The organism is Helicobacter kayseriensis (assembly GCF_021300655.1).
Taxonomy (GTDB): Bacteria; Campylobacterota; Campylobacteria; order Campylobacterales; family Helicobacteraceae; genus Helicobacter_G; species Helicobacter_G kayseriensis.
Window position 1 is genome coordinate 376,475 of sequence record NZ_JAJTNB010000001.1, and the last position, 22,807, is coordinate 399,281.

The window sequence follows — 22,807 nt, forward strand, 5'->3', positions numbered from 1 at the left end:
AAATTACACTTGAGGCATTGTATGAAAAAGCAAATATTTTTGCTCTTTCTTGTTTTTGCATGGGGAAGAGAAGATTTTATTGACGAATTAGAATATGGAAGAAAACTTTATGAAAATCCTCGGGGCATCAGTTGTCAAAAGTGCCATGGCGCCAAAGGTGAAGGAATACTCATTGCCACCTACAAATCAAGGGGGAAAGATAAAAAACTTATCGCTCCTCAAATCAATCATCTCTCTTTGCAAACCTTTATAGAAAAAGTCAATGCAAGCGAAGGGCTAATGCCCAAATATTATCTCACAGATAAAGAAATTCAAGCTATTTTTAATTTCTTACAAAGTCAATGATTGCAAATCAATCTTCTTCTTGACTTTGTTGTTCTTTTTTGGTGACTTTCAATTCTTTAATCCGAGCACCATCTACTTCCAAGACTTCATATAGACACATTTCATCTTCAATTGCTTCACCCACAACAGGTAAGCTTCCTAGCAAATTAAACACATAACCACCTAAAGTCACATGCTCATATTCATCACTTAACTTAACCCCTATTTTCTCTTCAATCTCTTCAAGTCCAAGCATTCCATTGACTCTATAAGTCTTTTCATCAATCTGGACAATCTCCTCATTCTTACAATCGTACTCATCGCTAATTTCCCCAACAATTTCTTCGATAATATCTTCCATCGTTAGAAGTCCTGATGTCCCACCATATTCATCCACAACAAGAGCAGTATGGATCTGTTCTTTATTCATCTTTTTCAAAATCTCTGAAATTGAAGTATTTTCAGGGACAATCAATGGCTGTCTCACAAGTAAGCTCAGATCATGTGTCTCCTTGAGCGTATCTTGCAATAAATCACGAATATGAATCATTCCCAAAATATTATCTTTGCTCTCTTTATAATAAGGATAACGCGTATGATTAGTCTCCATAACAACCTTTAAATTCTCTTCATAGCTCTCATCTGCATCAAGACAAATCATGTCTTTTCTTGGTGTCATAATTTCTTTAGCCACTGTGTCGGAAAAATCCACTGCATTTTTGATAATCTCCCCCTCAACAGAATCAATAAATCCCCCCTTTAAACTCTCCCCCACAATAATTTTAAGTTCCTCATCAGAATGCGCAATTTCATGTTCCGTGGCTGGACGCACACCAATAAGCGACAAAACAAAACCCGAAAGCATTTCAAAAAGCCGAATAAAAGGATAAAGCAAAATCCAAAAATAATGCAATGGTCGCGCAATAAACAATGCCATATGTTCAGCCTTGGCAATCGCAATTGATTTAGGAACAAGCTCTCCTAAAACTACATGAAGCAAGGTAATCAAAGTAAATGCCACAACAAAACTGAAAGTATGAGCCAAAATCAAATTCTCCTCCCCCACAAATACAATAAACAAGGAGTTAAAAAGAGTGGCAATCGCAGGCTCACCAATCCAACCTAATGCCAAAGAGGAAAGAGTGATACCAAGCTGAGTTGCACTAAGATAACTATCAAGAGAGTTAGAAATTTTTAGAGCCAATTTGGCTGAACCCCCACTACCATTTTTTACAAGCTCCTCAAGCTTAGATCGACGCACCTTAACAATCGCAAACTCAGAGAGTACAAAAAAACCATTTAAAAGAACAAGAACCAATGCCAAAATAACCATCAACACCGACTGGTAAGGATCCAAAATAATAACTCCTTGTGTTTATATTTCTTTATTAAGTCAAGGGATTTTATCCTTTTTTGGAATTAAAATTCTACAAACCCAGCCAAATCAATAAATAATAAATCCCCGCTCCAACAAAGGCAGATGCAGGAACTGTAATAAGCCATGAAGCAATAATTTTTTTAAATGCTCCTCTTTTGACGAGCTCATTTTTATATGCTTTTTTAAGCTTTTTGGTTTCTTTTTTATCTAAAATCTGAATTTCACGCCTCTTAAGAGCACTAAGCATTAGGCCCTTACGCTTCATGCTTGCAAGATTATATTTATGCAAGAACTCTTCAACCTCTTTTTGGTCTTTTCCTCTATGTGCTTGCAAGATTAATTCTTGTGCTTGCATTTGTTTTTTCTCAAGATATTCTCTTAGAAATCCCACCCCAAAAATTCCTCCAATTGCAATATGTGTCGAGCTTACAGGAAGACCCAATTGGGAAGCCACAAGCACTGTAATAGCCGCACTCATTGCCACACAAAACGCCCTTTTTTTATCCAAATCCGTGATTTCATTCCCCACAGTTTTAATCAATTTAGGCCCATATAACATCAACCCAAGCGAGATTCCAAAGGCCCCAACAATCATAATCCAAAGCGGAACAGAAGCCTTGCCCGCTACTCCAGCCCCACTTGATAGCACCTGATTGATTGCAGCAAGTGGGCCAATTGCATTGGCAACATCATTGGCACCATGTGCAAAACTCAATAATGCAGCAGCAAAAATCAAAGGGATTGTAAAAAGATCATTGATCGCTTCTTTTGTTTGATCAATTTCTTGAGATTTTTTAGCCACCCAAGGACGCACAAGCAGATACCCCACGAAAGCCAAAACTACACTAATCAAAACAGCCACCCCTATTCCCATAGGCAAAATCTTCTTCAGACCCTTAGTGATTAAATACAATGAAAAGGAAAAAGTCATCAATGCAATCAAAATTGGCACGACTTTTTTTGCTGCTTCTCTTTTTTTGGTTTTATACAAGATTGTTTTTTTAATCACCATCAGGAAAACAACAGCAATGACTCCTCCCATCACCGGAGAAATAATCCAACTTAAAGCAATATTTTTTAAAACTCCCCAATTGACAACACTAAAACCACTTGCAGCAACACCAGCACCCAAAATTCCACCAACCAAAGAATGTGTGGTTGAAACAGGAGCCCCCACAAAAGTGGCTAAATTCAACCATAAAGCACCAGAAAGCAGAGCCGAAAACATCAAAAGAAGAAAAATATGAGAATCAGCAATTGCATCTTTGTTAATGATTCCTGATTTAATCGTATCCACAACATCTCCCCCAGCAATAATTGCCCCCATTGCCTCACAAATCCCAGCAATCAAAATCGCACTCAAAAGCGTCATTGCTTTTGAGCCAACGGCTGGACCAACATTGTTGGCCACATCATTTGCTCCGATATTCATCGCCATATATCCACCAATAATTGCTGCAAATGCAAGCATTGTAGGGTTGGAGATATTGGACAAACCAAAAGCATATAATCCAGTAAAAATTACAAAAAGCATCACAATGCCAACTCTAACACTATCTTTTTGAATAGATTGACTTGCTTTATCTAGCTTTTTATAGTCTCTAATATCCACTAAAAACTCCCTTGTGCAGAAATTTAAGAGACAAAATCATACCGATTTTATTGAAAAACATTTGACTTTTTTACCAATGATGTATATAGTGCTTGCCTAAAAAATAATCCATGATTAAGGGAAAATAAAATTGATTTTTTCAGATTCTGAACTACAAAAACCTGTTGAAATTAGCCTAGAAAAAGTGCGCCCTTTTTTAATCAAAGATCGAGGAGATCTTAAATTGATCAAAATTGAAAAAGGATGTGTATATATTAAACTTGAGGGGGCATGCAAGGGATGCCCAAGTAGCACAGTAACTCTAAAGAATCGAATCCAGCGACAATTACAAATTGATATTCATCCAGACATTCAGGTGGTTAAAGTTGAAGAAGACTAAAATGCAACATGCTTTTGACTTTCTCTCAAAAGAAGAGTATCAAAAAGCATTTTCTCTTTTTGCCCAAGAACTAGAAGCAGATCCTTTAAATCTTGAAGCAAAAATGGGAATCTTATTGTGTGATATCGCCCAATTTGATCCACAAAAAGCATTGGGATTATTGGAATTTTATTATGCTCTACTTTCTGAAGAATCTTCTCAAACAGCACAGCAGAAAGTTATTCACATTATCGATTCTATGGATAGCAAAGAAAGCAAAGATTCTGAAAACTTCTCCCAATCTTTATTGCAAAATGCAGAATCTTTTTCCTGTATTTCCTATGAGGATTTCAAAAAATTTGTTTTTACAAAACCAAACTTCAAGGAAGCCTTTGAAGATTTTTCTCTAAGCACAAAAATCATTTTTTCCCACAAAGAAGAAGTGTATGAATTTCTGAATTTTCTCATAGATAGAGGATATGCTGATCTTTCAATGCAATATGCAGAAAATATCAGTGAAACAATGGGCTTTGATCTTAATCTTAATCAAATTTTACAAAAAGCAATCAAGCATCTCAAATGAAAATTCAAAAAACTATTTTTGCTCATAATCGCCAGTTTTACTCCCTAAGCGATCATTCATCTGATGCGCTAAAAGATCCACAATGTCTTTTTGTCAAAACAACGCTCAATGAACGCTTTCATCAAGATGTTTCACACATTCAAAGCATCAAAGAAGATCAGCTCAAAGATTATTTTTCTCTTCCCAAACACATTATCGGTATCACAGGTACAAATGGCAAAACAACTACAGCTGCATTGATTGCTCATACACTCAAACAAAATCACCACAAAGTCGCCCTTCTTGGTACAAGAGGATTTTTTATCAATGGAGTGCAAAAGCGACCAAAGGGGCTGACGACACCTACCGTTTTGGAACTCTATACACTTCTTGAAGAAGCAAAAGAATGTGATTTTTTTGTCATGGAGGTTTCCTCTCACGCAATCGTCCAAAATCGCATTGCATCCTTGCAATTTGCTTGCAAAATCCTCACCAACATCACAAGCGATCATCTTGATTTTCACAAAACACATGAAGAATACATTCGTGTCAAAAATAGCTTTTTTGACCATAGCTGTCCTGAAGTAATCAATGCTGATGAAAAGAACGCTCACATTCAAAAAGCCATAACATACGGCCTGCATTGCCCAGCAGACTTTAAAGCTACAAACATCATAAGTTTCCCTTTTATTTCTGCCCAAATCCATTCTCCAAGTCATCAAGCCCATCTCAAACTCCAAATGTGCGGTTTGCACAACTTGTATAATGCCCTTGCTTGTATTTCCTCGCTTGTGCAAACCACTCCTCTTTCTCTTCAAGAAATTTGTATGTCTTTGGCAAACTTTCAAGGGGTTGAGGGAAGAATGGAAATTGTTTCTTCTTCACCTCTTATTGTTGTTGATTTTGCCCACACTCACGATGGAATGGAAAAAATCTTAGAAAATTTTCAAAATCAAAAAATTGTTGTTGTGTTTGGTGCAGGAGGGGATAGAGATAAAGAAAAAAGACCTAAGATGGGAGCCATAGCAGAAAAATATGCTTCAAAAATCTACCTTACAAGCGACAATCCACGCAGCGAAAACCCAGAATGCATTATTCAAGAAATTGCATCAGGAATTCAAAATCACCAAAAAATCATCTCTTTCAACCCTGATAGATTTGCAAGCATTCAGCACGCTATCACTCATCTTCAGGATGATGAAATACTCTTTGTTTTAGGAAAAGGAGATGAACCCTACCAAATTATTCAGGACCAATACATTCCTTTTGATGACAGGGAAGTTATTCGCTCTGTGCTAAAATCCCTTAATATTTCACAATAAAAGGAATTTAATGACAAATATGTTTGACCCTAACAAACTCACAGAAATGCTAGGAAATTTTCAGGAAAAAGCCAAAGAACTTGAAGAAAAAAACAAAAATAAAATTTACACAAGCAAAAGTGGAGGTGGATTGGTTAGTGTTAGCATGAATGGTTCTGGAGAAATGATAGATCTCAATATTGATTCTTCTCTTCTTGAAGACAAAGAATCGCTTCAAATTCTCCTCATTAGCGCTATTAATGACGCTTATCACAATATCAATCAAGACAAAAAAAATGAAGCTCTTAATATGCTAGGAGGGCTCAATCTCTTCGGACAATCCTGACAATGCGTTTTCTTGCTTTTTTTGCACTCTGTATATGCTTGAGCTTTTCTTATGATTTTAGCTTTTGTCAAAAATATTATCGCGATGCCTCTGTTCCTGTTGAGCAGACACGCGCTGTTCTAATCGAACATGAAAAACAAAAATTTTTTGTTGCCTTTTTTCCAACTCCTCCCAAAAATCAGCAAATTCTCAAAGCTGATCCCTTTATCGGGCTTTATATTCTCAATCTTCCCATAAAAGATAAACCTAGCTATGTATTAATGCCCATTGATTCCAAAGCACAAACTCTCAATATGGCAAGCATTAGCTCCAAAACAATCCAAAAGGGAATCATCCTTCAATCCCAACAGGGTTTTCTTGATTATGCTCGCTTTAGCGGAGAAGTTCCACGCAATGGCGTTATCTCAAATATCTGTTATCAAATCTATGGGTTGGGCACTCAAAAAGATCAATTTATTGATCATAAATATCTAAGTCGTTTTTTAGAGCAAGATACTCCTTATTATGGAGATCTTGGCATCAGAATCTATCCCACAGATTCTAAAAACAAAACACTTAAGGTTCAATATGTTGATCCCTTCTTTCCCAATGTCCCATTTCTTAAAGATGATGAAATTCTCTCTATCAATCAAAAACCTATTAAAGACTACAATGAATTTGAATGGTTTGTTTCCAATCTCAAAAAAGACTCTATTGCTCAAGTAACCATTAAACGCATCAATAAGAAAAAAACAGAAACGCTCACTTTTGATGTTGTTGTTCAACCCCGATATGGTGGTTTTCTTCTCCCTGATATCTTTTTTGATCGCATTGGCATCAAACTTGACAATGAACTAAAAGTCATCTCTACTGATCCAGCAAAATATAACCTTCAGCAAGGCCTACTCAAGGGAGATATTATCTTATGGATTAATGGGGAAAGGATTTTTAGTTACACCAAACAAAACCCCAAAGATGTCCAAGCGCGATTAAGAGAGATTTTAACACAAGCGGTAAGTCTTGGGAAACTTGAAGTACTGATTTCTCGTGATGGCTTTCAATTTACAATTAATCTCATCAATGGAATACAAAATGATTACATCAAAGCTCGATACAATCCTTTTGGATTTTGAATCCTTTCTCCAATCTCACACTCCTCAAGCTCAAAGTTTTCATCCACATTTTCAAGAGGCGGTTTGGGAAATGATGAAAAATGGCGGAAAGAGATTCCGTCCTGCCCTTATATTTTGTGTCGTAGATGCTTTCTCTCCAGAACATATCTCTAAAGCTTTTTTTCCAGCACTTGCAATGGAGGCCATCCATACATTTTCTCTTATTCACGATGACCTACCCAGCATCGATAATGCATCACTACGAAGAGGACACCCCACCCTTCATACAAAATACAATGAAGTCACAGCAATTTTAAGTGGAGATTTTCTCAATAGCTATGCATTTGATCTGATTACACAATCTCCACTAGAGCCCACGACCCAAATTTCACTCATCTCTACCCTTGCTTTGGGTACATGTCAAATGATTATTGGAGAGGCATTAGATTGCTATTTTGAAGATCAACTTCTTAATCTCAACCAACTTCAAAATATTCACACCCTCAAAACAGCCAAACTAATTGCCTCAAGCCTCAAAATGGGTGGAATTATCGCCAATCTCTCAAAGCAAAAGCTTGGTTCCCTTTGGGATCTTGGAATCTTGCTAGGGATCTTTTTTCAGATTCGCGATGATTTGATTGATACAACCTCATCGCAAGAAAAAGCTGGGAAACCTATAGGACAAGATATTCACAAAAACAACTATGTTAATCTTTTAGGGATTCAGGGTGCAAAAGATGAGCTTGCAGTTTATCTTGAACATATCCATCGATGCATCCAATGCATTCAACACACACAATTTCAAATCAATCTAAATACACTCTTAGAAGAATATCTGCAATGGTAAAAGAGCTTGTTGCTTCTCAAAAAAAATTTTTTCTTCAAAATCTAGGCACAAGCACTCAATACAGAAAAAAAGCACTCTTAAATCTCCAATCTGCAATTTACAAATACGAACAAGAAATTTTAGATGCCCTACATAAAGATTTAGGGAAAGATCCCACAGAGGGATATATGAGTGAGATTATGCGAGTTTTACAAGAACTCAACCATACCCTCAAAATACTTGCACATTATACAAAGCCTCAAACAGTTAAGACGCCCTTCACACATTTTATGGGAAAAAGTCAGATTTATTATGATCCATATGGTGTAGTATTGATTATTTCTCCATGGAATTATCCCTTTTCTCTTTGTCTTTCTCCCCTTATTGGAGCAATTGCTGCTGGAAATTGTGTTATTTTAAAGCCCTCAGAATACGCACCCCATACGCAAGCAATCATTACAAAAATCATCCAAGAAATCTTTGATCCATCCTTTGTCTGTGTTGTATGTGGAGATGGGGAAATCACACAACAACTTTTACAAGAAAAGCCTGATTATGTCTTTTTTACAGGAAGCACACAGGTAGGCAAAATCATTGCTTCTGCTTGTGCTCCAAATCTTATTCCCTACACTCTTGAACTGGGTGGGAAAAATCCTTGCATTATTGATAAAAGTGCAGATTTAGCATTAAGTGCAAGAAGAATTGTATGGGGGAAGTTTTTCAATGCTGGACAAACTTGTGTAGCCCCAGATTTTATACTGATTCATTGTTCCATTAAAGACAAATTTCTCAAACTGATTCAAGAAGAAATCAATAGAGCCTTCTCTGCAACTCCGCTTGAAACAATTGGTACCATTATTTCTCCAACGCATTTTCAGCGAGCCATCAAATTTTTAGAATCCCCCCATTCTTTAGGAAAAGTTTATGGAGGTCAAAATAAAAACCAAAAAATTGAACCTACTCTAATTGATTTTGGATCTCTATCTCATACACAAGCCCTTCAGCTTCCCTTGATGCAAGAAGAGATTTTTGCTCCGATTTTACCTATTTTTACCTATGAAGAAATCCAACAATGTATCCAATTTATACTCGCTTTTGAAAAACCTCTTGCACTCTATCTCTTTAGTCAAAATAAGCCAATACAAGATCAGATACTCTCTTCTCTATCTTTTGGGGGAGGATGCATCAATGATTGCATTATGCATATTACAAATCCTCATCTACCCTTTGGAGGAGTTGGGAATAGTGGAATTGGAAGTTATCATGGAAAATACAGCATTGAGACTTTTTGTCATAAAAAATCAATCTACAAATCTCCAAAATGGGAGTTACCCTTGCGATATCGTCCATATACACACTTTTTAGGTATATCAAAATTGAAATGGCTATATTTCTTAACAAGATATTTAAAGCTCTGATTTTTATGAATAAAAATTAAAAAATAGGGGAATTTTTCAAGAATTGAATGGCTCCGGATGTAGGATTCGAACCTACGACCAAGCGGTTAACAGCCGCCTACTCTACCGCTGAGCTAATCCGGAATAAATTAACTCAAAAAGAAAGTGGGATTTTAGACTTTTTTAGATATTTTGTCAAGACTTTAGAGCAAAAAATTTCATATTTGCAACTGTTTTAATAGAAATTCTTTCCTCATGTAACAATTCCTCAATATATACAAAACTCTCCTTAGAAAAAAGCATTGGCAATTCATTTTCGGCTATAGGGCGTCTTGCTAAGATTTCTAATAGCTCTTCTTTATGTTTAAGTTTTTTTACAGGAAGAGAATGCACTTCCTTTCTTTGAGGGATACTGACATATAACCCATTAAAAGCCCCACACAATTGTTCCAAAACACTTTGATCAACACCTTCGACCTTATAAGCAGGTGGACGATCAACGCTTCCTAAATCTACCCTTGAAACACCAATCTTTCTCAAAAACTCTGCAATTTTCATCATCTCTTCTAGAGAATCATTAATATCCTTAAGGACCAAAACTTCAGCAACCAATTCCCCATCAAATTCTTTTGCAAATTCTTCAATCCCCAGCAATACTTCATCTATAAAAAGATTCTTGTGCGGACGATCCAACTTCTTAAAACACTTTTCACTCACACAATCAAGAGAAAATTTAACAATATCAAAATGCTTTAATGCCTCTTTGACTTTTTGGTCTCCAAAACGCGAACCATTACTCAAAATCAATGTTTTGCATTGATTCCCTACAAGTTCTCCGAGCGCACAAGAAAGTTCGAGTAAAAAAGGATAAAGTGTTGGCTCTCCATTTGCCGTAATGCTCAATACATCAATTTGGGGATGCTGCTTTAATCCCTGTTGAATTTCATAAAGCACATCTTCTAGCGAAACAATTTCTTGCATTTTTTGACTTGTTTTTGCTCTTCCAAGCTCACAATACAAACAATCGAAATTACACTGTTTTAAAGCTGGAGATAAATCAACCCCCAAAGAAAGTCCAAATCGACGAGAAAAAATTGGACCAAAAACAATCTTTTGCATTAGCGTTTTGTTTTTTCTCTCACCATTTGCACCAAAGCAATCGCATTTTCTCGCGGAAGATCTGGAATCATTCCATGCCCCAAATTGAAAATATGGCCCGCTTGATTTCCCATAACTGCCAAAATTTGATCCACCCCACTTTTCATCTCTTCATAGTTATACAATCTTGCAGGCTCAAGATTCCCCTGTAAAACATATTTTGATCCAAGTTTTTGCTTTGCAAGCTCTATGGGTGTACCCCAATCAACCCCAAACACATCAAATTCTCCATCAATATAGTCCAAATAAGCCCCTACACCTTTTGGAAAAAGTAAGATAGGAATATGTGGATATTGCTGCTTAAGCTCTCTAGCAATCTCTTTCATATAATTCCAGCTAAACTCTAAATATTTTTGAAGCTCTAAGGCACTTGCCCAAGAATCAAAAATCATCACAGCATTTGCTCCTGCCTTAATCTGAGAAACAAGATAGGCCTTTAATTCTTGTGTAATTTTTTGCAAAAGGGTATGCAAAAGCTTTGGATGAGTATAAAGCATTTTTTTACTCTGAGTATAAGTCTTGCTCCCCTCACCCTCAATCATATAAGTCGCCAAAGTCCATGGTGAACCACAAAAACCAATCAAAGCCTTGTCTTTTGCAAGTTTTGAGCGTATTAAAGAAATACTATCATAAACATATTCTAAGCGATTTGAAGCTCCGCATTTGAGCTTCAAAAGATCACTTTCATTGCAAATAGTGTCTTTAAATTTGGGGCCCTCTCCAGATAAGAATTCCAATCCCAATCCCATCTCATAAGGAACAACCAAAATATCACTAAACAAAATTGCTGCATCCACATCCAAAATATCAACAGGCTGAAGAGTAACTTCTGTGGCAAGCTCAACATTCTGACATAAATCCAAGAAGCTCCCAGCTTTTGCTCTAACCTCTTTATATTCATCAAGGTATCGTCCAGCTTGACGCATCATCCAAATAGGAGTATAGGGTGTTTCTTTTCTAAAAGCTGCATCAATAAAGATCATTTCTTCCTCCTTTAATGCTTTGAATCCTTATGCAGAAAATAAAGTCCAAGAGAAAGACCTAGAATTGAAATTGCAAAATACAACATATCTAAAGAATCTTTCATTCCCATATTAAGGACTTTTGAGAAAAAAGCCACAATTAAGGCCATCACAATCACTTTTGCAAGCTTATCTTTTAGCTGATCAAGAGTATGTATCTCAAGAACTTTTGAGCTATGCTCATCTTTTATCTCAATTTTTGCAATAAATAGTTCATACAACCCAAAAGCAAAAATAAGCAACACAACGGCAATCAAATACAAATCAATAGCCATAATAATGGCATTTAAAAGAATATTGTGAATATCTATATCTCCGCCCAATTCCCCCACATAATATTGATAAGTTGCTCCGACAGCCTTCACAATATCAATACTTGCAACCAAGAAAAGTAAAATAGATCCCACCATTGATAAAACAACAGCAAAAATGATAAACAACCGAGAGTTCCACAAGATACGAGCAAAAATAGAATGAAAAAATTTCATATCTTTCCCTCAATCCACTTTTGAGCAATGCGAACTGCATTTGTCGCTGCTCCTACACGCAATTGATCAGCCACACACCACAAATGCAATACACATTCATCATAAAGATCTCTTCTAATACGCCCAACATAGGTTTGATTGGTATCTGTAGCGATAGAGGGCATAGGGTAAATGTGATTTTCCAATTCATCAAGCACAATAATATTTTCTGCCTTTTCCAAAACCTCCCTTGCTCTTTTTGCCTCAACTTTTTTATTAAAATGAATACTAATAGATTCGCTATGGCTACGAAGCACTGGCACACGCACACAAGTTGCACTAATTGGAAAATCTTCTTCCATAATCTTGTGCGTTTCATTAATCATCTTCATCTCTTCTTTTGTGTAATTATTATCCATAAAAATATCAATTTGAGGGATTAGATTAAGTGCGATTCTATGAGGGAAAGCATTCACTTCAGAATCTTCTAATTCAAAAGCAAAGAATTTTTGCATCTGCATAATGAGCTCTTCCATCCCCTTTTTGCCTGCTCCACTTACAGCCTGATAGGTGCTAACATCTACGCGTTTGATTCCAAACTCTTGATGCAATGGAGCCAAAACTTGCACCATTTGGATTGTTGAGCAATTTGGGTTAGCAATAATCCCTGAACCCTGTTTAATTTTTTGCGGATTCACTTCAGGCACAACCAATGGAATCCCTTCTTGCATACGAAAATGGCTTGTATTATCAACCACCAACGCTCCAGCTTCAACAGCACTAGGAGCAAATTCTGCGCTCACACTTCCTCCAGCTGAAAAAAAGGCAATCTCTATTTTTTCTTTTTTAAAAATATTATGTGTCAATTCCAGAATTTTCCACTCATCTCCAAAGGCCTCTACCATATTTCCTGCACTCTTTGCACTTGCTAGAGGAACAAGGTTTGCAATAGGAAAATCTTCCTCTTCAAGTACCCTAAAGATCTCTTCACCCACTGCTCCACTTGCACCAACAACAGCGACATTATATTTCTTCATCCCTATTTTCCTTAAAGTGTTTTTTCAAGCTTAAGAACTCTCTCCCAAGTATCCAAAACAGAATCTGGATTGAGAGAAATTGAAGTGATTCCTTCTTTGACTAAAAATTCAGCAACTTCAGGATAATCACTTGGAGCTTGACCACAAATTCCACAATATTTACCACGCTTCTTACAAGCCTCAATCGCACGTCTAAACATTTCAAACATAGCTGGATTTCGCTCATCAAAAATATGACTTACAAGCTCACCATCACGATCCACTCCTAAAGTTAATTGGGTCAAATCATTTGATCCGATAGAAAATCCATCAAATAGATTCAAAAATTCATCTGCCAAAATTACATTGACAGGCAACTCGCACATGACATAGACCTCTAGCCCATCCTTTCCTTGTTCCAAGCCATTGCGACGCATAATTTCCAAAACTCTTTTTCCCTCTTCTGGAGTTCTTAAGAAAGGAATCATTACTTTGAGATTTGTTAGTCCCATTTCATCACGCACCATAGCCAATGCCTGACATTCCCACTCAAAAGCACTTCTATACTCCTCAGAATAATATCGACTTGCTCCTCTATAACCAAGCATCGGATTTTCTTCTTTGGGCTCGTATTCTTCTCCATTGAGCATTCCGCGGTATTCATTAGATTTAAAATCACTAGTGCGCACAATAACAGGATTGGGATAGAAGGCTGCAGCAATCATTCCCATTCCTTCTGCAATTTTTTGGATAAAGAAATCTTTTGGACTATCATAGCCACTGATAAGTTTTTTGATCTCATCAGCACATCGGACCTCTTTTTGGTTTTGCATATCTACAAGTGCCAATGGATGAGCTTTGATTTGATTAAGGATAATCATTTCCATTCTTGCTAAACCAACGCCATTGTTTGGAAATCGCGAAAAGTCAAAAGCCTTCTCTGGATTCCCGATATTAAGATAAATTTTTGTTTTAGGCTGATCAAAATGTGCAAGCTCAATCACATCCACCTCATAAGGATGAATCCCATTATAAATATATCCCTCTTCTCCCTCGGCACAAGAGATTGTTACTTCCATTCCATTATAAAGCCTCTCTGTAGCGCCCAATGCTCCCACAATCGTTGGCACCCCAATTTCTCTTGCAACAATTGCAGCATGACAAGTCCTTCCTCCACGATTGGTAATCACAGCTGCAGCTTTTTTCATTGCAGGCTCCCAATCAGGATCTGTGTTATCTGTTACAAGGATTTCACCTTCCTTAAAAGACCCCATATGCTCTATGTCATTAATAATTCTCACCTTACCACTTCCAATCTTTCCACCAATGGCAATACCTTTAAGAATCACTTCGGATTTAGGCACAGGATTCTTGAAGCGATATTTTTCAAGCTTTTGCCCTCCTCCTTTTTTCATCACTTGTGATTGAACAGTTTCAGGACGTGCTTGAACAATAAAGATCTCTCCGCTCTCGCCATCTTTTGCCCACTCCATATCCATTGGGCGATACTCTCCAGCCTCTTTACTATAGTGCTCCTCAATCAAAACAGCATATCTTGCAAGCTTTAAAATATCCTCATCATCAATAGAGAAGGAATGATATTCTTTCTCTGTAGTGGGAATATTTTTAGTAGGATGACTACTTCCTTTGGGAGCATAAACCATCTTTTGATGCTTATGTCCAAGCTGTCGTTTGATAATTGGACGCTTTCCCTCTAAAAGGGTGGGCTTAAAGACATAGAATTCATCAGGATTCACAGTTCCCCCGACAACATTCTCACCCAACCCCCAACTTGAGGTAATCAATACCGCATCCTTAAACCCAGTCTCTGTATCAATAGAAAACATCACCCCTGCACTCCCCTTATCAGCCCTTACCATTTTCTGCACACCTACACTCAAAGCAACCTTAAAATGGTCAAACCCTCTTGAGGCACGATAACTAATTGCACGGTCTGTAAAAAGTGAAGCAAAACAGGACTTAACATAATGAATTAATTCGCTTTGACCCTTTACACTCAAATAGGTATCTTGTTGTCCTGCAAAAGAGGCATCAGGCAAATCTTCAGCCGTCGCTGAGCTTCGAACAGCAACATCAGCCTCATTCATTCCATATTCCTTTGAGAGAATTGCATATGCCTCCAAGATCTCATCTCTCAAATCCAAAGGCAATGGTGTTGTAAAAATCAAGTCTCTAATTTCTTTAGCTCGCACCTTCAACACATCAATTTCTGCTGGATCCACACCATCAAGCAATGCAACAATCTTTTCTCTAATCCCCGCACTATCTAGCAAATACCAATACGCCTCACTTGTAATTGCAAAACCATTGGGGACCTTAATCCCCACAGGAAGCAACTCTTGAAACATTTCTCCAATACTTGCATTTTTTCCCCCAACAATTGGAACATCTTTATTATTGAGCTCTTTGAAAAACTTGATGTATCGCATTTTTTCTCCCATTTTTTGGCTTAGAGTTAAAATTCAAAATCATACAATACTTAATCTAGAAAATCTATCATTAAAAACTTTTGCTCTGCGATAATTTCACTTCATTATTTTTATAAGCCCCAAGTTTTAAAGCAAAAATTAATTCTATAATCTCAAACTCCAAGCCCATCATAATTGAAAATCTAAACCCTAGGAGAGAAACCAATGAATCTTATTTTGATTATAAGCATGATCTTTTTATCAAGCATTATCTTTCTTTTACTATGGAAAAAACAAAAACACCTCCAATCCCTTCAAGCTCTTCAAGAGAAAATCAATCTCCTCTCACTTGAGCTTTCACAAAAAACACAAGCTCTTTTGGAAGCCAAGCAGGACTTCGCCCTCCAAAAAGAACAGCTCAAAAATGATTACAATCACAATTTGCAAAAATTAGAGGAGAAATATGCACTCAACCTCTCTTCTCTTGAACAAAGATTTAATTCCCAAATCAAGCTTCATACAGAAACGCTTCTTGTCCAAAACAAAAATCTCATCAACGAAGATTCTAAAAAACTTTTAGATGAGATCTTTTCTCCACTCAAAGAACAAGTCAAGGGATATTCAGAGCGCTTAGTCAAAAACGAAGAAAGAATCCAAACAAGCCTTAAATATATGTTTGAATACACACAAAGCGTAGAAAATAATGCCGAAAAACTCACCCAAATCCTAAAAGGAGATAAAAAAATCAGAGGAAACTTTGGAGAAATCCAACTCAAAACACTTCTGCAAAATAGTGGTTTAATAGAAGGAGAGCAATATAAACTTCAAGAAAATCTCAGGATTGATGGCTCACGCTACATCCCTGATGCCATTATTTATCTTGAGAAAAACAAAAATATCATTATTGATTCTAAATTTTCTCTTCCAAGTGATTTTGATCTGCAAAACAACACCCCTCTTCTATGTGCTCAACTTGCTTCCAATCTCAAAAACCGCATCGATGAGCTCTCTAAAAAACCTTACAAAGAATTTGATTCCAACACTTATGATTTTGTTTTGCTTTTTATTCCCTATCAAAATCTTCTTGATTTAGCCTTAGAATCTGATCCCTTTCTCTATCAATATGCCTACAATAAAAAAATCTATCTAACCACCCCACACACACTTTTTATGGCTCTTAAAACAATTCATATTACTTGGATTGACATCAAACGCAATGAAAATGCTCAAAAAGCCTTTGAAGAGATTGGAAAGTTTTATGACAAGTTCTTGGGAGTTTTGCAAGATTTTGAAAATCTACAAAAAATCATTGAACGCCTCAACCAAACCAAAGACCTTTTAAACAATAAGCTTATTAGTGGTCAGGGCAATCTCTCCTCAAGGTTTGAGAAACTCCAAGAGCTGGGAGCAAAAAGCAAAAAATCCCCTGAGAAGCAACTTAAAATGAGTTAAGTTAGATAAAATTAACGCTTGGAAAATACCTAAGTAAGGATTCAAAAATGAAAAAATATCTTTTGTTAACGATTTTAAGTCTTAATGCTTTTGCTATCGACAAGATTGAGCAAGACAAAAAAAGCTTAATTGAGATAATCAAAGACAAAGAAAAGAAAATAGCTGTTCCAAGGGAAACTGTCCCAGTTGAAGAAAGCAAATTTCTCATGGATCGCCCGATTCCAAAAACAGCCCATCATCTTCCTTTTTTGCAAACTTTACTAAGTATCCAACCAGGAACTCTCCCCAATCCTATAGGCATTTCATTCATAGGAAGCCATGTAAATGAAAACTATAGCGTTAAGAAGTTCAATGCTCAAACTGGTCCGACGCTCTCCAAAATACCAGGAATCGGAACACTTTTTAGTCCAAATGAACAAGAATGGAAACTCTCTGAAGGAAGGGTTGAGACAACAACCTCAGCAATTGGAATCAAGGCCGATATGTTTCTCTTTCCTTTTATGCAGATTTTTGTCTCAGGAGCCTATCTACATATGGAGCAAAAAACAACAGTGGGAAGCGCAACTATTCCTTTTGCAAAAGATGCAAATAAAGTACAACAAGGACTTCTTAATCTTTTCCTTAAACCTATGGGGGGAAATGCTACCAAAAATAATATGACCGTTCCCATAGCGCCCATTCAAAACTCTCTTGATGGATGGCTTGTGATGGCTGGGACAAATCTTGCTATTGGATATAAGGGGTTTTTTGCCTCTTTTATGATCTCAGGAGGATATGTTCAGCTTGATGATCATGCCAATAATGTCACAGGCTTTGTGCAAAAACCCTTTATGTATCTAGCTCCACGCATTGGCTATAGCTATCATGGAATCATCACCGCTCATGTAGGAGTGCAACGCATCGAGCTTTTTGGCGCAACAAAAGGAAAAGATTTGAGCCAATCTACAGGAGGACTTGTATCAGGGTATTCTGTTGAGATTGAAAAATTTCCTGTCAATTTCTTAGCGGGATTACAATTTATGTTTGCACGAGATTTGGGGGTTGCGATTGAGTATGTTGGAAGTCCAGATACTAAAGGAATTAATGCTGAACTTGCTTTCCGATTCTGAAAAATCGGGAAGCAATTACTTCAAAATACAAAACTTCTTGATCATCCCCCCTTTTCACACTTAAATGCTATTGAGATTTTTGAGTTGAATCCCTAAGGATAGCTTGCATCATTTGCTTGATTTTTTCAATAAGTTTTTGGTTTTTGATCTGATATCGCTGAGCAAGCTCTTGAATATCTGGTGGAGCGATTAATAAAATTGTTTGAGATTTTACACTTGAAATTAAAGCCAAAAACTTATCTCACTTTGATTTCACACAAATCTCCCAATAAAACAAGACAGGTATTACCTCCAAGCATACTAAGAGCTTATCAAACTCCTCTCAAACAAAAGAATCAAATTCAAAAAAATTAATGTTTCTATCATCAAAGATATGAGCTTTCTTTTTCTGATCTAGTCAAAATTCAGCACATGCAAGAAAAGATTTTAGTAGGATTGAAACTTGGGATGTAAGCTGTGGAAAATATGACATAAATCTTCTATAGCATAAAGCCTTTCAATTAAGATTTGAGTATATAAAAAATAGTGAAGCTAAGATAATATGAGGGAATTAAACAAAGTCATGTGAGACAATCCATTAGAGTAAGATAAAAAGAGATTTAAACACTAAAAGGAAGCAACAATGCCTAAACTCAAAAAACCATTCAAAAAAGGAATCTCATAAAAACCAAACTCCTGCTCCCTCTACTCTCCCTCACTCTAGGAGCATTGCCTCTCCTAGCGGAATTTAAGCATTTCCCTAAAGATAAAGATAAGCTAATTGCTCTTGTGTCTAATGAGAGCATTAAACTCAACGAGATTGACGTCAGCAATATCAAAGATTGAGCTATTTATTTTGTCAAGCGGATTGGGAAAAATGCGAAAACTCAGCCAAAGAGAGAAAAGATTTTAACGGCATTGAATCTTGGGATGTTTCAAATGTGGAAAATATGCACGCAATGTTTGCAAAAGCAACTACCTTTAATCAACCTCTAGATTCTTGGAATGTAGAAAAAGTAGAGAATATGAATGGGATGTTTTTTGGGGCAAGTGCATTCAATCAGCCATTGCAAAATTGGAGGCCCACACATCTCAAGGAAAATCGATATATGTTTTTTGAGGCCTCCTCATTTTCTCAATCTCTCAATACTTGGGGAGATAAAGCCCCAAAAAAGAAGGATTTTCATACGGATATTATGGATTTTTTGAAGCAATCAAATGGATTGGTCTTGACAAAAAAGTAGCAGAGCAATACTTTAATCTTGCGATCTCAAAATCCAAAATCTACAACCTAAGAGCTGATGCAAAAGTTTATCTAGCCTATCTCCTATTTTTCAAAAACCCAAACTCCCCCGAAATTCTTACTACCCTCAAAGAATATGCGCAAGACAAATATGAAGGAGAAACAAGTCAAAAGGGCGATGAGTTTATTCGGCAAGACTTCTCTAGCAACGATGCTTCATATTTGTTTACGAGAATTTTTGCACATAGAGACCTTTGGGGAATCCTTCCCCCAAAATCCATTGAAAATTACAATACAAAGACAGCACAAAAAGATTATTTTGTGACCAAGGCCTCTCATCTCCATATATTAACCCTTCCCAACTCCTATAAATTACATGGCTTACGAGGATATGGTGCTGACTTACATAACCACGGAAAAATGGGGGCAAAAAATATGTTTTGGCCACTAGATATTCATCCTAGAGAGTTTTTTGCAAACTTCCATTCTAATCACGAATGGCTTGATTTGTTTTGTGATGATGGATTTATCGATGGACGAACCTATGTGAGTTTCAGCATTAGTGGGGATACTATCCGCGTTTATTTTGACTGGATTTACCCTATCATCCTCCAAAATTCTGACTTGAAGCAAGCTTATGAAGATATGGTGATTGCGGATCAAGAATACTACAAAGAGATTTTGGGAGTGGATGAGCAAACTGCTCATGACTTTGGGAGAATGCGTGCAGAGTTTCGCATTCTTGATGCAGTCTATGGCTACTAAACTAAAGGAGAAAAAAATGAAAAAACAAAACCTAATCTTTGTCCTTTTTCCCCTCTTATTTTTTATGCTTTTTGCAGAGCATCAATACTTCCCTAAAGACAAAAATGAGCTTTTAGAGCTTCTCAAAAATGAAAAGATCAAGCTCGATGAAATTGATGTCAGCAAAATTACAGATATGAGCGAATTATTTTGCAATTCAGAATGGAAGTGCCAAAATTCAGCTAAGAATAGGAAGAATTTTAGTGGAATTGAATCTTGGGATGTGAGCAATGTGGAGAATATGGAAGGAATGTTTCAAAATGTTACCTCCTTCAATCAGCCTTTAGACAAGTGGAATGTTGCTAAGGTTAAAGATATGAATCTAATGTTTTTCAATGCTACCTCTTTCAATCAGCCTTTAAATTCTTGAGATGTGAGTAATGTGGAAAGCATGCAAGGAATGTTTCAAAATGCCACCTCTTTCAATCAGCCTTTAGACAAGTGGAATGTTGCTAAGGTTAAAGATATGAATCTAATGTTTTTCAATGCTACCTCTTTCAATCAGCCTTTAAATTCTTGGGATGTAAAATCAGTTAAAAATCGAAAAAATATGTTTAAGCAAGCAACTTCATTCAAGCAAAACCTTGCTTCGTGGAGGACAAAAAATCCTTTTAGCAGAGTTAAGCCCAAAACAAAAGAGGAGCTTCAAGATCTCATCAAAAACCTTAAACCACTTGAACAAATTGACGTTAGTGCAATCAAAGACATGAGCTATCTCTTTTGTGAAGTTCCCATTCCATCGGATTTTGCAAACGTGATAGGTTTGGACAAAATTACTCCTCCTACTTATGGAGCAAAAGAATACAAAAATCTCCAAGGACTTGAAACCTGGGATGTGAGTAATGTCAAAAATATGCGAGGAATGTTTCAGGGAACTTCACATTCTCTTAAGGGGATTGAAAAATGGGATGTAAGCAATGTCAAAAATATGAGTTGGATATTTGCTGATTGCTATACCAATTTTTACTTCAGCTTTTCTCTTCGCAATAATCCTGGCGAGATCGATCTCTCCAATTGGGATGTTTCAAATGTGGAGACAATGAGCTGGATGTTTAAAGAAGCTGCATCTTTCAATCAACCTCTAAACTCTTGGAATGTAGGGAAAGTCAAGAAAATGAATGGGATGTTTGCCAAAGCTCTTACATTTAATCAACCCTTAAACAAATGGGATGTGAGCAATGTGGAGAATATGCAAGGAATGTTTTATGATGCGAAATCCTTTAATCAAACTTTGAATTCTTGGGATATCGCCAAGGTCAAAAACATGAGCCTGATGTTTTATGATGCGAAAAACCTAGACTTAGATTTGATTGATTGGAAGCTAGATTCTAAAATCTATACCTACAAAATGTTTAATACTCAAGAAAAAATCCAAGCTCTCAAAGAAAAGGAAAAACCTACCCAAAAAACAAAGTATCTCCCCAATAACAAAGCCGAACTTATAGCGCTTCTTAACAATCCACAAATCAAATTTTACGAAATCGATGTCAGCAAAATTACAGACATGAGCTTTCTCTTTTGCAAAGCAAACATGCAAAAATGCAAAAATAATGCTTCATTTAGAGAAAATTTTGCAGGAATTGAATCTTGGGATGTAAGCAATGTGGAAAATATGGAGGGAATGTTTTTTGAAAATCGAATCTTCAATCAATCTATTAGAGAATGGGATGTGAGTAATGTCAAAAATATGCGAGAAATGTTTTATGGTGCAGTCTCATTTGATCAAGATTTAAGCACTTGGGATGTAAGCAATGTCAAAGATATGAGCTTTATGTTTTTTCGCGCAGTATTTTTTGATCAAGACCTCAGCTCTCGGAAAACCCCAAACCTTGAAAAATGGCAGGATATTTTCACAAGAAGCCCGCTAGAAAATAACAAAAACAAACAATTTCAAATCAAAGGACAAAAATGAGAGCCTCCATCGCTCCTTGCTTTTAAAATATCAAGCTTGACAAAATTGGCATGACAAGATTGCAGATACCCCTCAAGAAACAGAATAGGGAAACATAAAAAATATTTTCAAAAACAAGACACAACTCCCAAGCCTTGCCAAAGATGAGAATATCAATCCCTATCAGATCGACACAATCAAGATTGCAAATGTTTGATTTGTTCATAAAGCTACATCCCCATATCAAGCAAGATGAAAATAAGGATCATATTTGATTTTCTGCATTTGAAAAATATTCAAGTAGCTTATACGATGGCTTCAAATGTAGCGAGAACTTTGAGAGCCCTTTTGTAGAAAATGCCTCTTTAATTCCCTCTCATAAAAATCTCCGCCAAACGACACCCTATGACACTCTAACATTGCCAAGAAAGCTTTCTAGATCTTAGATTTGAATACCTTTGGAGCATAGGTTTTGAAATCTTTTAAGTCTAGGACGTCTTAATTGATTCTAAGCGTCCTAGATCTTTTGAAATTCCATATAGGGTTTATAATTAAAATTTATAGGAGATTTTTCTTGTTCCAATCTCCAACCATTGCTATGAAGCTTTTATCATATCGATCTCAAAGATTTTATGATCAAATATATTATATTCAAGGGCAGATTGGCGCCCACCTTTTAAATCCTTCTAAAGCTTATCTATATTTTGATATTTTTTCATCACTTGGTTATTATTGTTATCGATTTGATCATCTAAAAATATCAATTCTCAGGGACAACACTATCCTTATTTGATAACTTTTGATTTGATTTTTAGGACAAATGGTTTTAATACATAGATAGACTTTTTCAAGTTATTTTTAGAGTTTTTGGCTCTATATATTAACTACCAAAAATCAATTTTTTGCAAGGAATTATATTATTCGCTGATAAAACTTTTTCTCAAGAAAAGGTGAGTTGGGAATAAAAAGTAAGGAAGACAATGAAACTATTTGGAATCTTTGTTTTAGCGATTGGGATGTTGTGGTTGTGGAATGATGGATT

General features: G+C 36.4%; 22 protein-coding genes and 1 tRNA gene. 14 read left to right on the plus strand and 9 right to left on the minus strand.

The annotated features are described in order from the left end of the window. Positions 1-21: 21 nt before the first annotated feature. The gene (locus LW137_RS01900; RefSeq protein WP_233032729.1) at positions 22-345 is read left to right on the plus strand and encodes a c-type cytochrome; all 324 of its coding nucleotides are present in this window, start codon (positions 22-24) and stop codon (positions 343-345) included. 7 nt (positions 346-352) lie between these two features. Here the strand turns inward: LW137_RS01900 and LW137_RS01905 are convergent, their stop codons facing one another. Together LW137_RS01905 and LW137_RS01910 are read right to left on the minus strand one after the other, a co-directional pair. Then, positions 353-1,681 (minus strand): hemolysin family protein, encoded by a 1,329-nt coding sequence (locus LW137_RS01905; RefSeq protein WP_233032730.1) that lies wholly within the window; start codon positions 1,679-1,681, stop codon positions 353-355. Positions 1,682-1,751: 70 nt separating this feature from the next. Then, a complete protein-coding gene (locus LW137_RS01910; RefSeq protein WP_233032731.1) occupies positions 1,752-3,314 on the minus strand; it encodes an inorganic phosphate transporter in 1,563 nt (520 codons plus the stop codon). Between the two features lie 130 nt (positions 3,315-3,444). Between LW137_RS01910 and LW137_RS01915 the strand changes: the two genes are divergently transcribed. The 7 genes from LW137_RS01915 to LW137_RS01945 are packed head-to-tail and all read left to right on the plus strand — an operon-like array spanning position 3,445 to position 9,216. Further along, positions 3,445-3,693 carry a NifU family protein gene (locus LW137_RS01915; protein WP_233032732.1) on the plus strand — a complete coding sequence of 83 codons (249 nt, stop codon included), beginning with the start codon at positions 3,445-3,447 and terminating at the stop codon, positions 3,691-3,693. 1 nt (position 3,694) lies between these two features. Then, positions 3,695-4,255: a hypothetical protein gene (locus LW137_RS01920; RefSeq protein WP_233032733.1), complete on the plus strand. Its 561-nt coding sequence runs from the start codon at positions 3,695-3,697 to the stop codon at positions 4,253-4,255. Next, positions 4,252-5,556, plus strand: coding sequence for a UDP-N-acetylmuramoyl-L-alanyl-D-glutamate--2,6-diaminopimelate ligase (locus LW137_RS01925; RefSeq protein WP_233032734.1), 1,305 nt, complete (start codon positions 4,252-4,254; stop codon positions 5,554-5,556). The genes LW137_RS01920 and LW137_RS01925 overlap by 4 nt, the downstream gene beginning before the upstream one ends. A gap of 19 nt (positions 5,557-5,575) precedes the next feature. Then, positions 5,576-5,881 carry a YbaB/EbfC family nucleoid-associated protein gene (locus tag LW137_RS01930; protein WP_233032766.1) on the plus strand — a complete coding sequence of 102 codons (306 nt, stop codon included), beginning with the start codon at positions 5,576-5,578 and terminating at the stop codon, positions 5,879-5,881. 38 nt (positions 5,882-5,919) lie between these two features. Continuing rightward, complete coding sequence (locus LW137_RS01935; RefSeq protein WP_233032735.1) at positions 5,920-6,993, plus strand: DUF7488 domain-containing protein; 1,074 nt, start codon at positions 5,920-5,922, stop codon at positions 6,991-6,993. After that, on the plus strand, positions 6,953-7,819 hold the full coding sequence (locus tag LW137_RS01940) for a polyprenyl synthetase family protein (protein WP_233032736.1): 867 nt from the start codon (positions 6,953-6,955) through the stop codon (positions 7,817-7,819). The genes LW137_RS01935 and LW137_RS01940 overlap by 41 nt, the downstream gene beginning before the upstream one ends. Next, on the plus strand, positions 7,813-9,216 hold the full coding sequence (locus LW137_RS01945) for an aldehyde dehydrogenase family protein (protein ID WP_233032737.1): 1,404 nt from the start codon (positions 7,813-7,815) through the stop codon (positions 9,214-9,216). The genes LW137_RS01940 and LW137_RS01945 overlap by 7 nt, the downstream gene beginning before the upstream one ends. Positions 9,217-9,264: 48 nt before the next feature. On the opposite strand, the gene LW137_RS01950 is transcribed toward LW137_RS01945, so the two are convergent. The 6 genes from LW137_RS01950 to ppsA all read right to left on the minus strand — a co-directional run bounded on the left by LW137_RS01950 (position 9,265) and on the right by ppsA (position 15,308). Continuing rightward, a tRNA-Asn gene (locus tag LW137_RS01950) sits at positions 9,265-9,339 on the minus strand. A 51-nt stretch (positions 9,340-9,390) separates the two neighbouring features. Beyond that, complete coding sequence (locus LW137_RS01955; protein ID WP_233032738.1) at positions 9,391-10,314, minus strand: radical SAM protein; 924 nt, start codon at positions 10,312-10,314, stop codon at positions 9,391-9,393. Further along, positions 10,314-11,336, minus strand: a complete 1,023-nt coding sequence (hemE, locus tag LW137_RS01960; RefSeq protein ID WP_233032739.1) for a uroporphyrinogen decarboxylase — start codon at positions 11,334-11,336, stop codon at positions 10,314-10,316. The genes LW137_RS01955 and hemE overlap by 1 nt, the downstream gene beginning before the upstream one ends. Positions 11,337-11,347: 11 nt before the next feature. Further along, positions 11,348-11,863, minus strand: coding sequence for a YqhA family protein (locus LW137_RS01965; RefSeq protein ID WP_233032740.1), 516 nt, complete (start codon positions 11,861-11,863; stop codon positions 11,348-11,350). After that, positions 11,860-12,879 (minus strand): aspartate-semialdehyde dehydrogenase, encoded by a 1,020-nt coding sequence (locus LW137_RS01970; protein ID WP_233032741.1) that lies wholly within the window; start codon positions 12,877-12,879, stop codon positions 11,860-11,862. The genes LW137_RS01965 and LW137_RS01970 overlap by 4 nt, the downstream gene beginning before the upstream one ends. A gap of 11 nt (positions 12,880-12,890) precedes the next feature. Continuing rightward, positions 12,891-15,308, minus strand: a complete 2,418-nt coding sequence (gene ppsA, locus LW137_RS01975; protein WP_233032742.1) for a pyruvate, water dikinase — start codon at positions 15,306-15,308, stop codon at positions 12,891-12,893. A gap of 204 nt (positions 15,309-15,512) precedes the next feature. Between ppsA and LW137_RS01980 the strand changes: the two genes are divergently transcribed. After that, positions 15,513-16,739 carry a DNA recombination protein RmuC gene (locus LW137_RS01980; protein ID WP_233032743.1) on the plus strand — a complete coding sequence of 409 codons (1,227 nt, stop codon included), beginning with the start codon at positions 15,513-15,515 and terminating at the stop codon, positions 16,737-16,739. Positions 16,740-16,786: 47 nt separating this feature from the next. After that, the gene (locus tag LW137_RS01985; protein ID WP_233032744.1) at positions 16,787-17,848 is read left to right on the plus strand and encodes a hypothetical protein; all 1,062 of its coding nucleotides are present in this window, start codon (positions 16,787-16,789) and stop codon (positions 17,846-17,848) included. Between the two features lie 67 nt (positions 17,849-17,915). Here LW137_RS01985 and LW137_RS01990 read toward each other — a convergent pair whose 3' ends face one another. Continuing rightward, positions 17,916-18,080: a hypothetical protein gene (locus LW137_RS01990; protein WP_233032745.1), complete on the minus strand. Its 165-nt coding sequence runs from the start codon at positions 18,078-18,080 to the stop codon at positions 17,916-17,918. A gap of 589 nt (positions 18,081-18,669) precedes the next feature. Between LW137_RS01990 and LW137_RS01995 the strand changes: the two genes are divergently transcribed. The 4 genes from LW137_RS01995 (at position 18,670) to LW137_RS07220 (ending at position 21,786) form a co-directional block, all read left to right on the plus strand. Next, positions 18,670-19,071, plus strand: coding sequence for a BspA family leucine-rich repeat surface protein (locus LW137_RS01995; protein ID WP_233032746.1), 402 nt, complete (start codon positions 18,670-18,672; stop codon positions 19,069-19,071). Between the two features lie 320 nt (positions 19,072-19,391). Further along, complete coding sequence (locus LW137_RS02000) at positions 19,392-19,835, plus strand: hypothetical protein (protein ID WP_233032747.1); 444 nt, start codon at positions 19,392-19,394, stop codon at positions 19,833-19,835. 16 nt (positions 19,836-19,851) lie between these two features. Then, complete coding sequence (locus LW137_RS02005; protein WP_233032748.1) at positions 19,852-20,244, plus strand: DUF285 domain-containing protein; 393 nt, start codon at positions 19,852-19,854, stop codon at positions 20,242-20,244. Positions 20,245-20,256: 12 nt separating this feature from the next. Beyond that, positions 20,257-21,786 carry a BspA family leucine-rich repeat surface protein gene (locus LW137_RS07220; RefSeq protein ID WP_346344781.1) on the plus strand — a complete coding sequence of 510 codons (1,530 nt, stop codon included), beginning with the start codon at positions 20,257-20,259 and terminating at the stop codon, positions 21,784-21,786. Positions 21,787-22,807: the final 1,021 nt, after the last annotated feature.

What these genes read in the sequence shown, in the direction of transcription:
- LW137_RS01900 (WP_233032729.1), top strand. Translation starts at nt 22, where the DNA reads ATGAAAAAGCAAATATTTTTGCTCTTTCTTGTTTTTGCATGGGGAAGA.
- LW137_RS01920 (WP_233032733.1), top strand. Translation starts at nt 3,695, where the DNA reads ATGCAACATGCTTTTGACTTTCTCTCAAAAGAAGAGTATCAAAAAGCA.
- LW137_RS01925 (WP_233032734.1), top strand. Translation starts at nt 4,252, where the DNA reads ATGAAAATTCAAAAAACTATTTTTGCTCATAATCGCCAGTTTTACTCC.
- LW137_RS01930 (WP_233032766.1), top strand. Translation starts at nt 5,576, where the DNA reads ATGTTTGACCCTAACAAACTCACAGAAATGCTAGGAAATTTTCAGGAA.
- LW137_RS01940 (WP_233032736.1), top strand. Translation starts at nt 6,953, where the DNA reads ATGATTACATCAAAGCTCGATACAATCCTTTTGGATTTTGAATCCTTT.
- LW137_RS01945 (WP_233032737.1), top strand. Translation starts at nt 7,813, where the DNA reads ATGGTAAAAGAGCTTGTTGCTTCTCAAAAAAAATTTTTTCTTCAAAAT.
- LW137_RS01955 (WP_233032738.1), bottom strand. Translation starts at nt 10,314, where the DNA reads ATGCAAAAGATTGTTTTTGGTCCAATTTTTTCTCGTCGATTTGGACTT.
- hemE (WP_233032739.1), bottom strand. Translation starts at nt 11,336, where the DNA reads ATGATCTTTATTGATGCAGCTTTTAGAAAAGAAACACCCTATACTCCT.
- LW137_RS01965 (WP_233032740.1), bottom strand. Translation starts at nt 11,863, where the DNA reads ATGAAATTTTTTCATTCTATTTTTGCTCGTATCTTGTGGAACTCTCGG.
- LW137_RS01970 (WP_233032741.1), bottom strand. Translation starts at nt 12,879, where the DNA reads ATGAAGAAATATAATGTCGCTGTTGTTGGTGCAAGTGGAGCAGTGGGT.
- ppsA (WP_233032742.1), bottom strand. Translation starts at nt 15,308, where the DNA reads ATGCGATACATCAAGTTTTTCAAAGAGCTCAATAATAAAGATGTTCCA.
- LW137_RS01980 (WP_233032743.1), top strand. Translation starts at nt 15,513, where the DNA reads ATGAATCTTATTTTGATTATAAGCATGATCTTTTTATCAAGCATTATC.
- LW137_RS01985 (WP_233032744.1), top strand. Translation starts at nt 16,787, where the DNA reads ATGAAAAAATATCTTTTGTTAACGATTTTAAGTCTTAATGCTTTTGCT.
- LW137_RS02005 (WP_233032748.1), top strand. Translation starts at nt 19,852, where the DNA reads ATGAAAAAACAAAACCTAATCTTTGTCCTTTTTCCCCTCTTATTTTTT.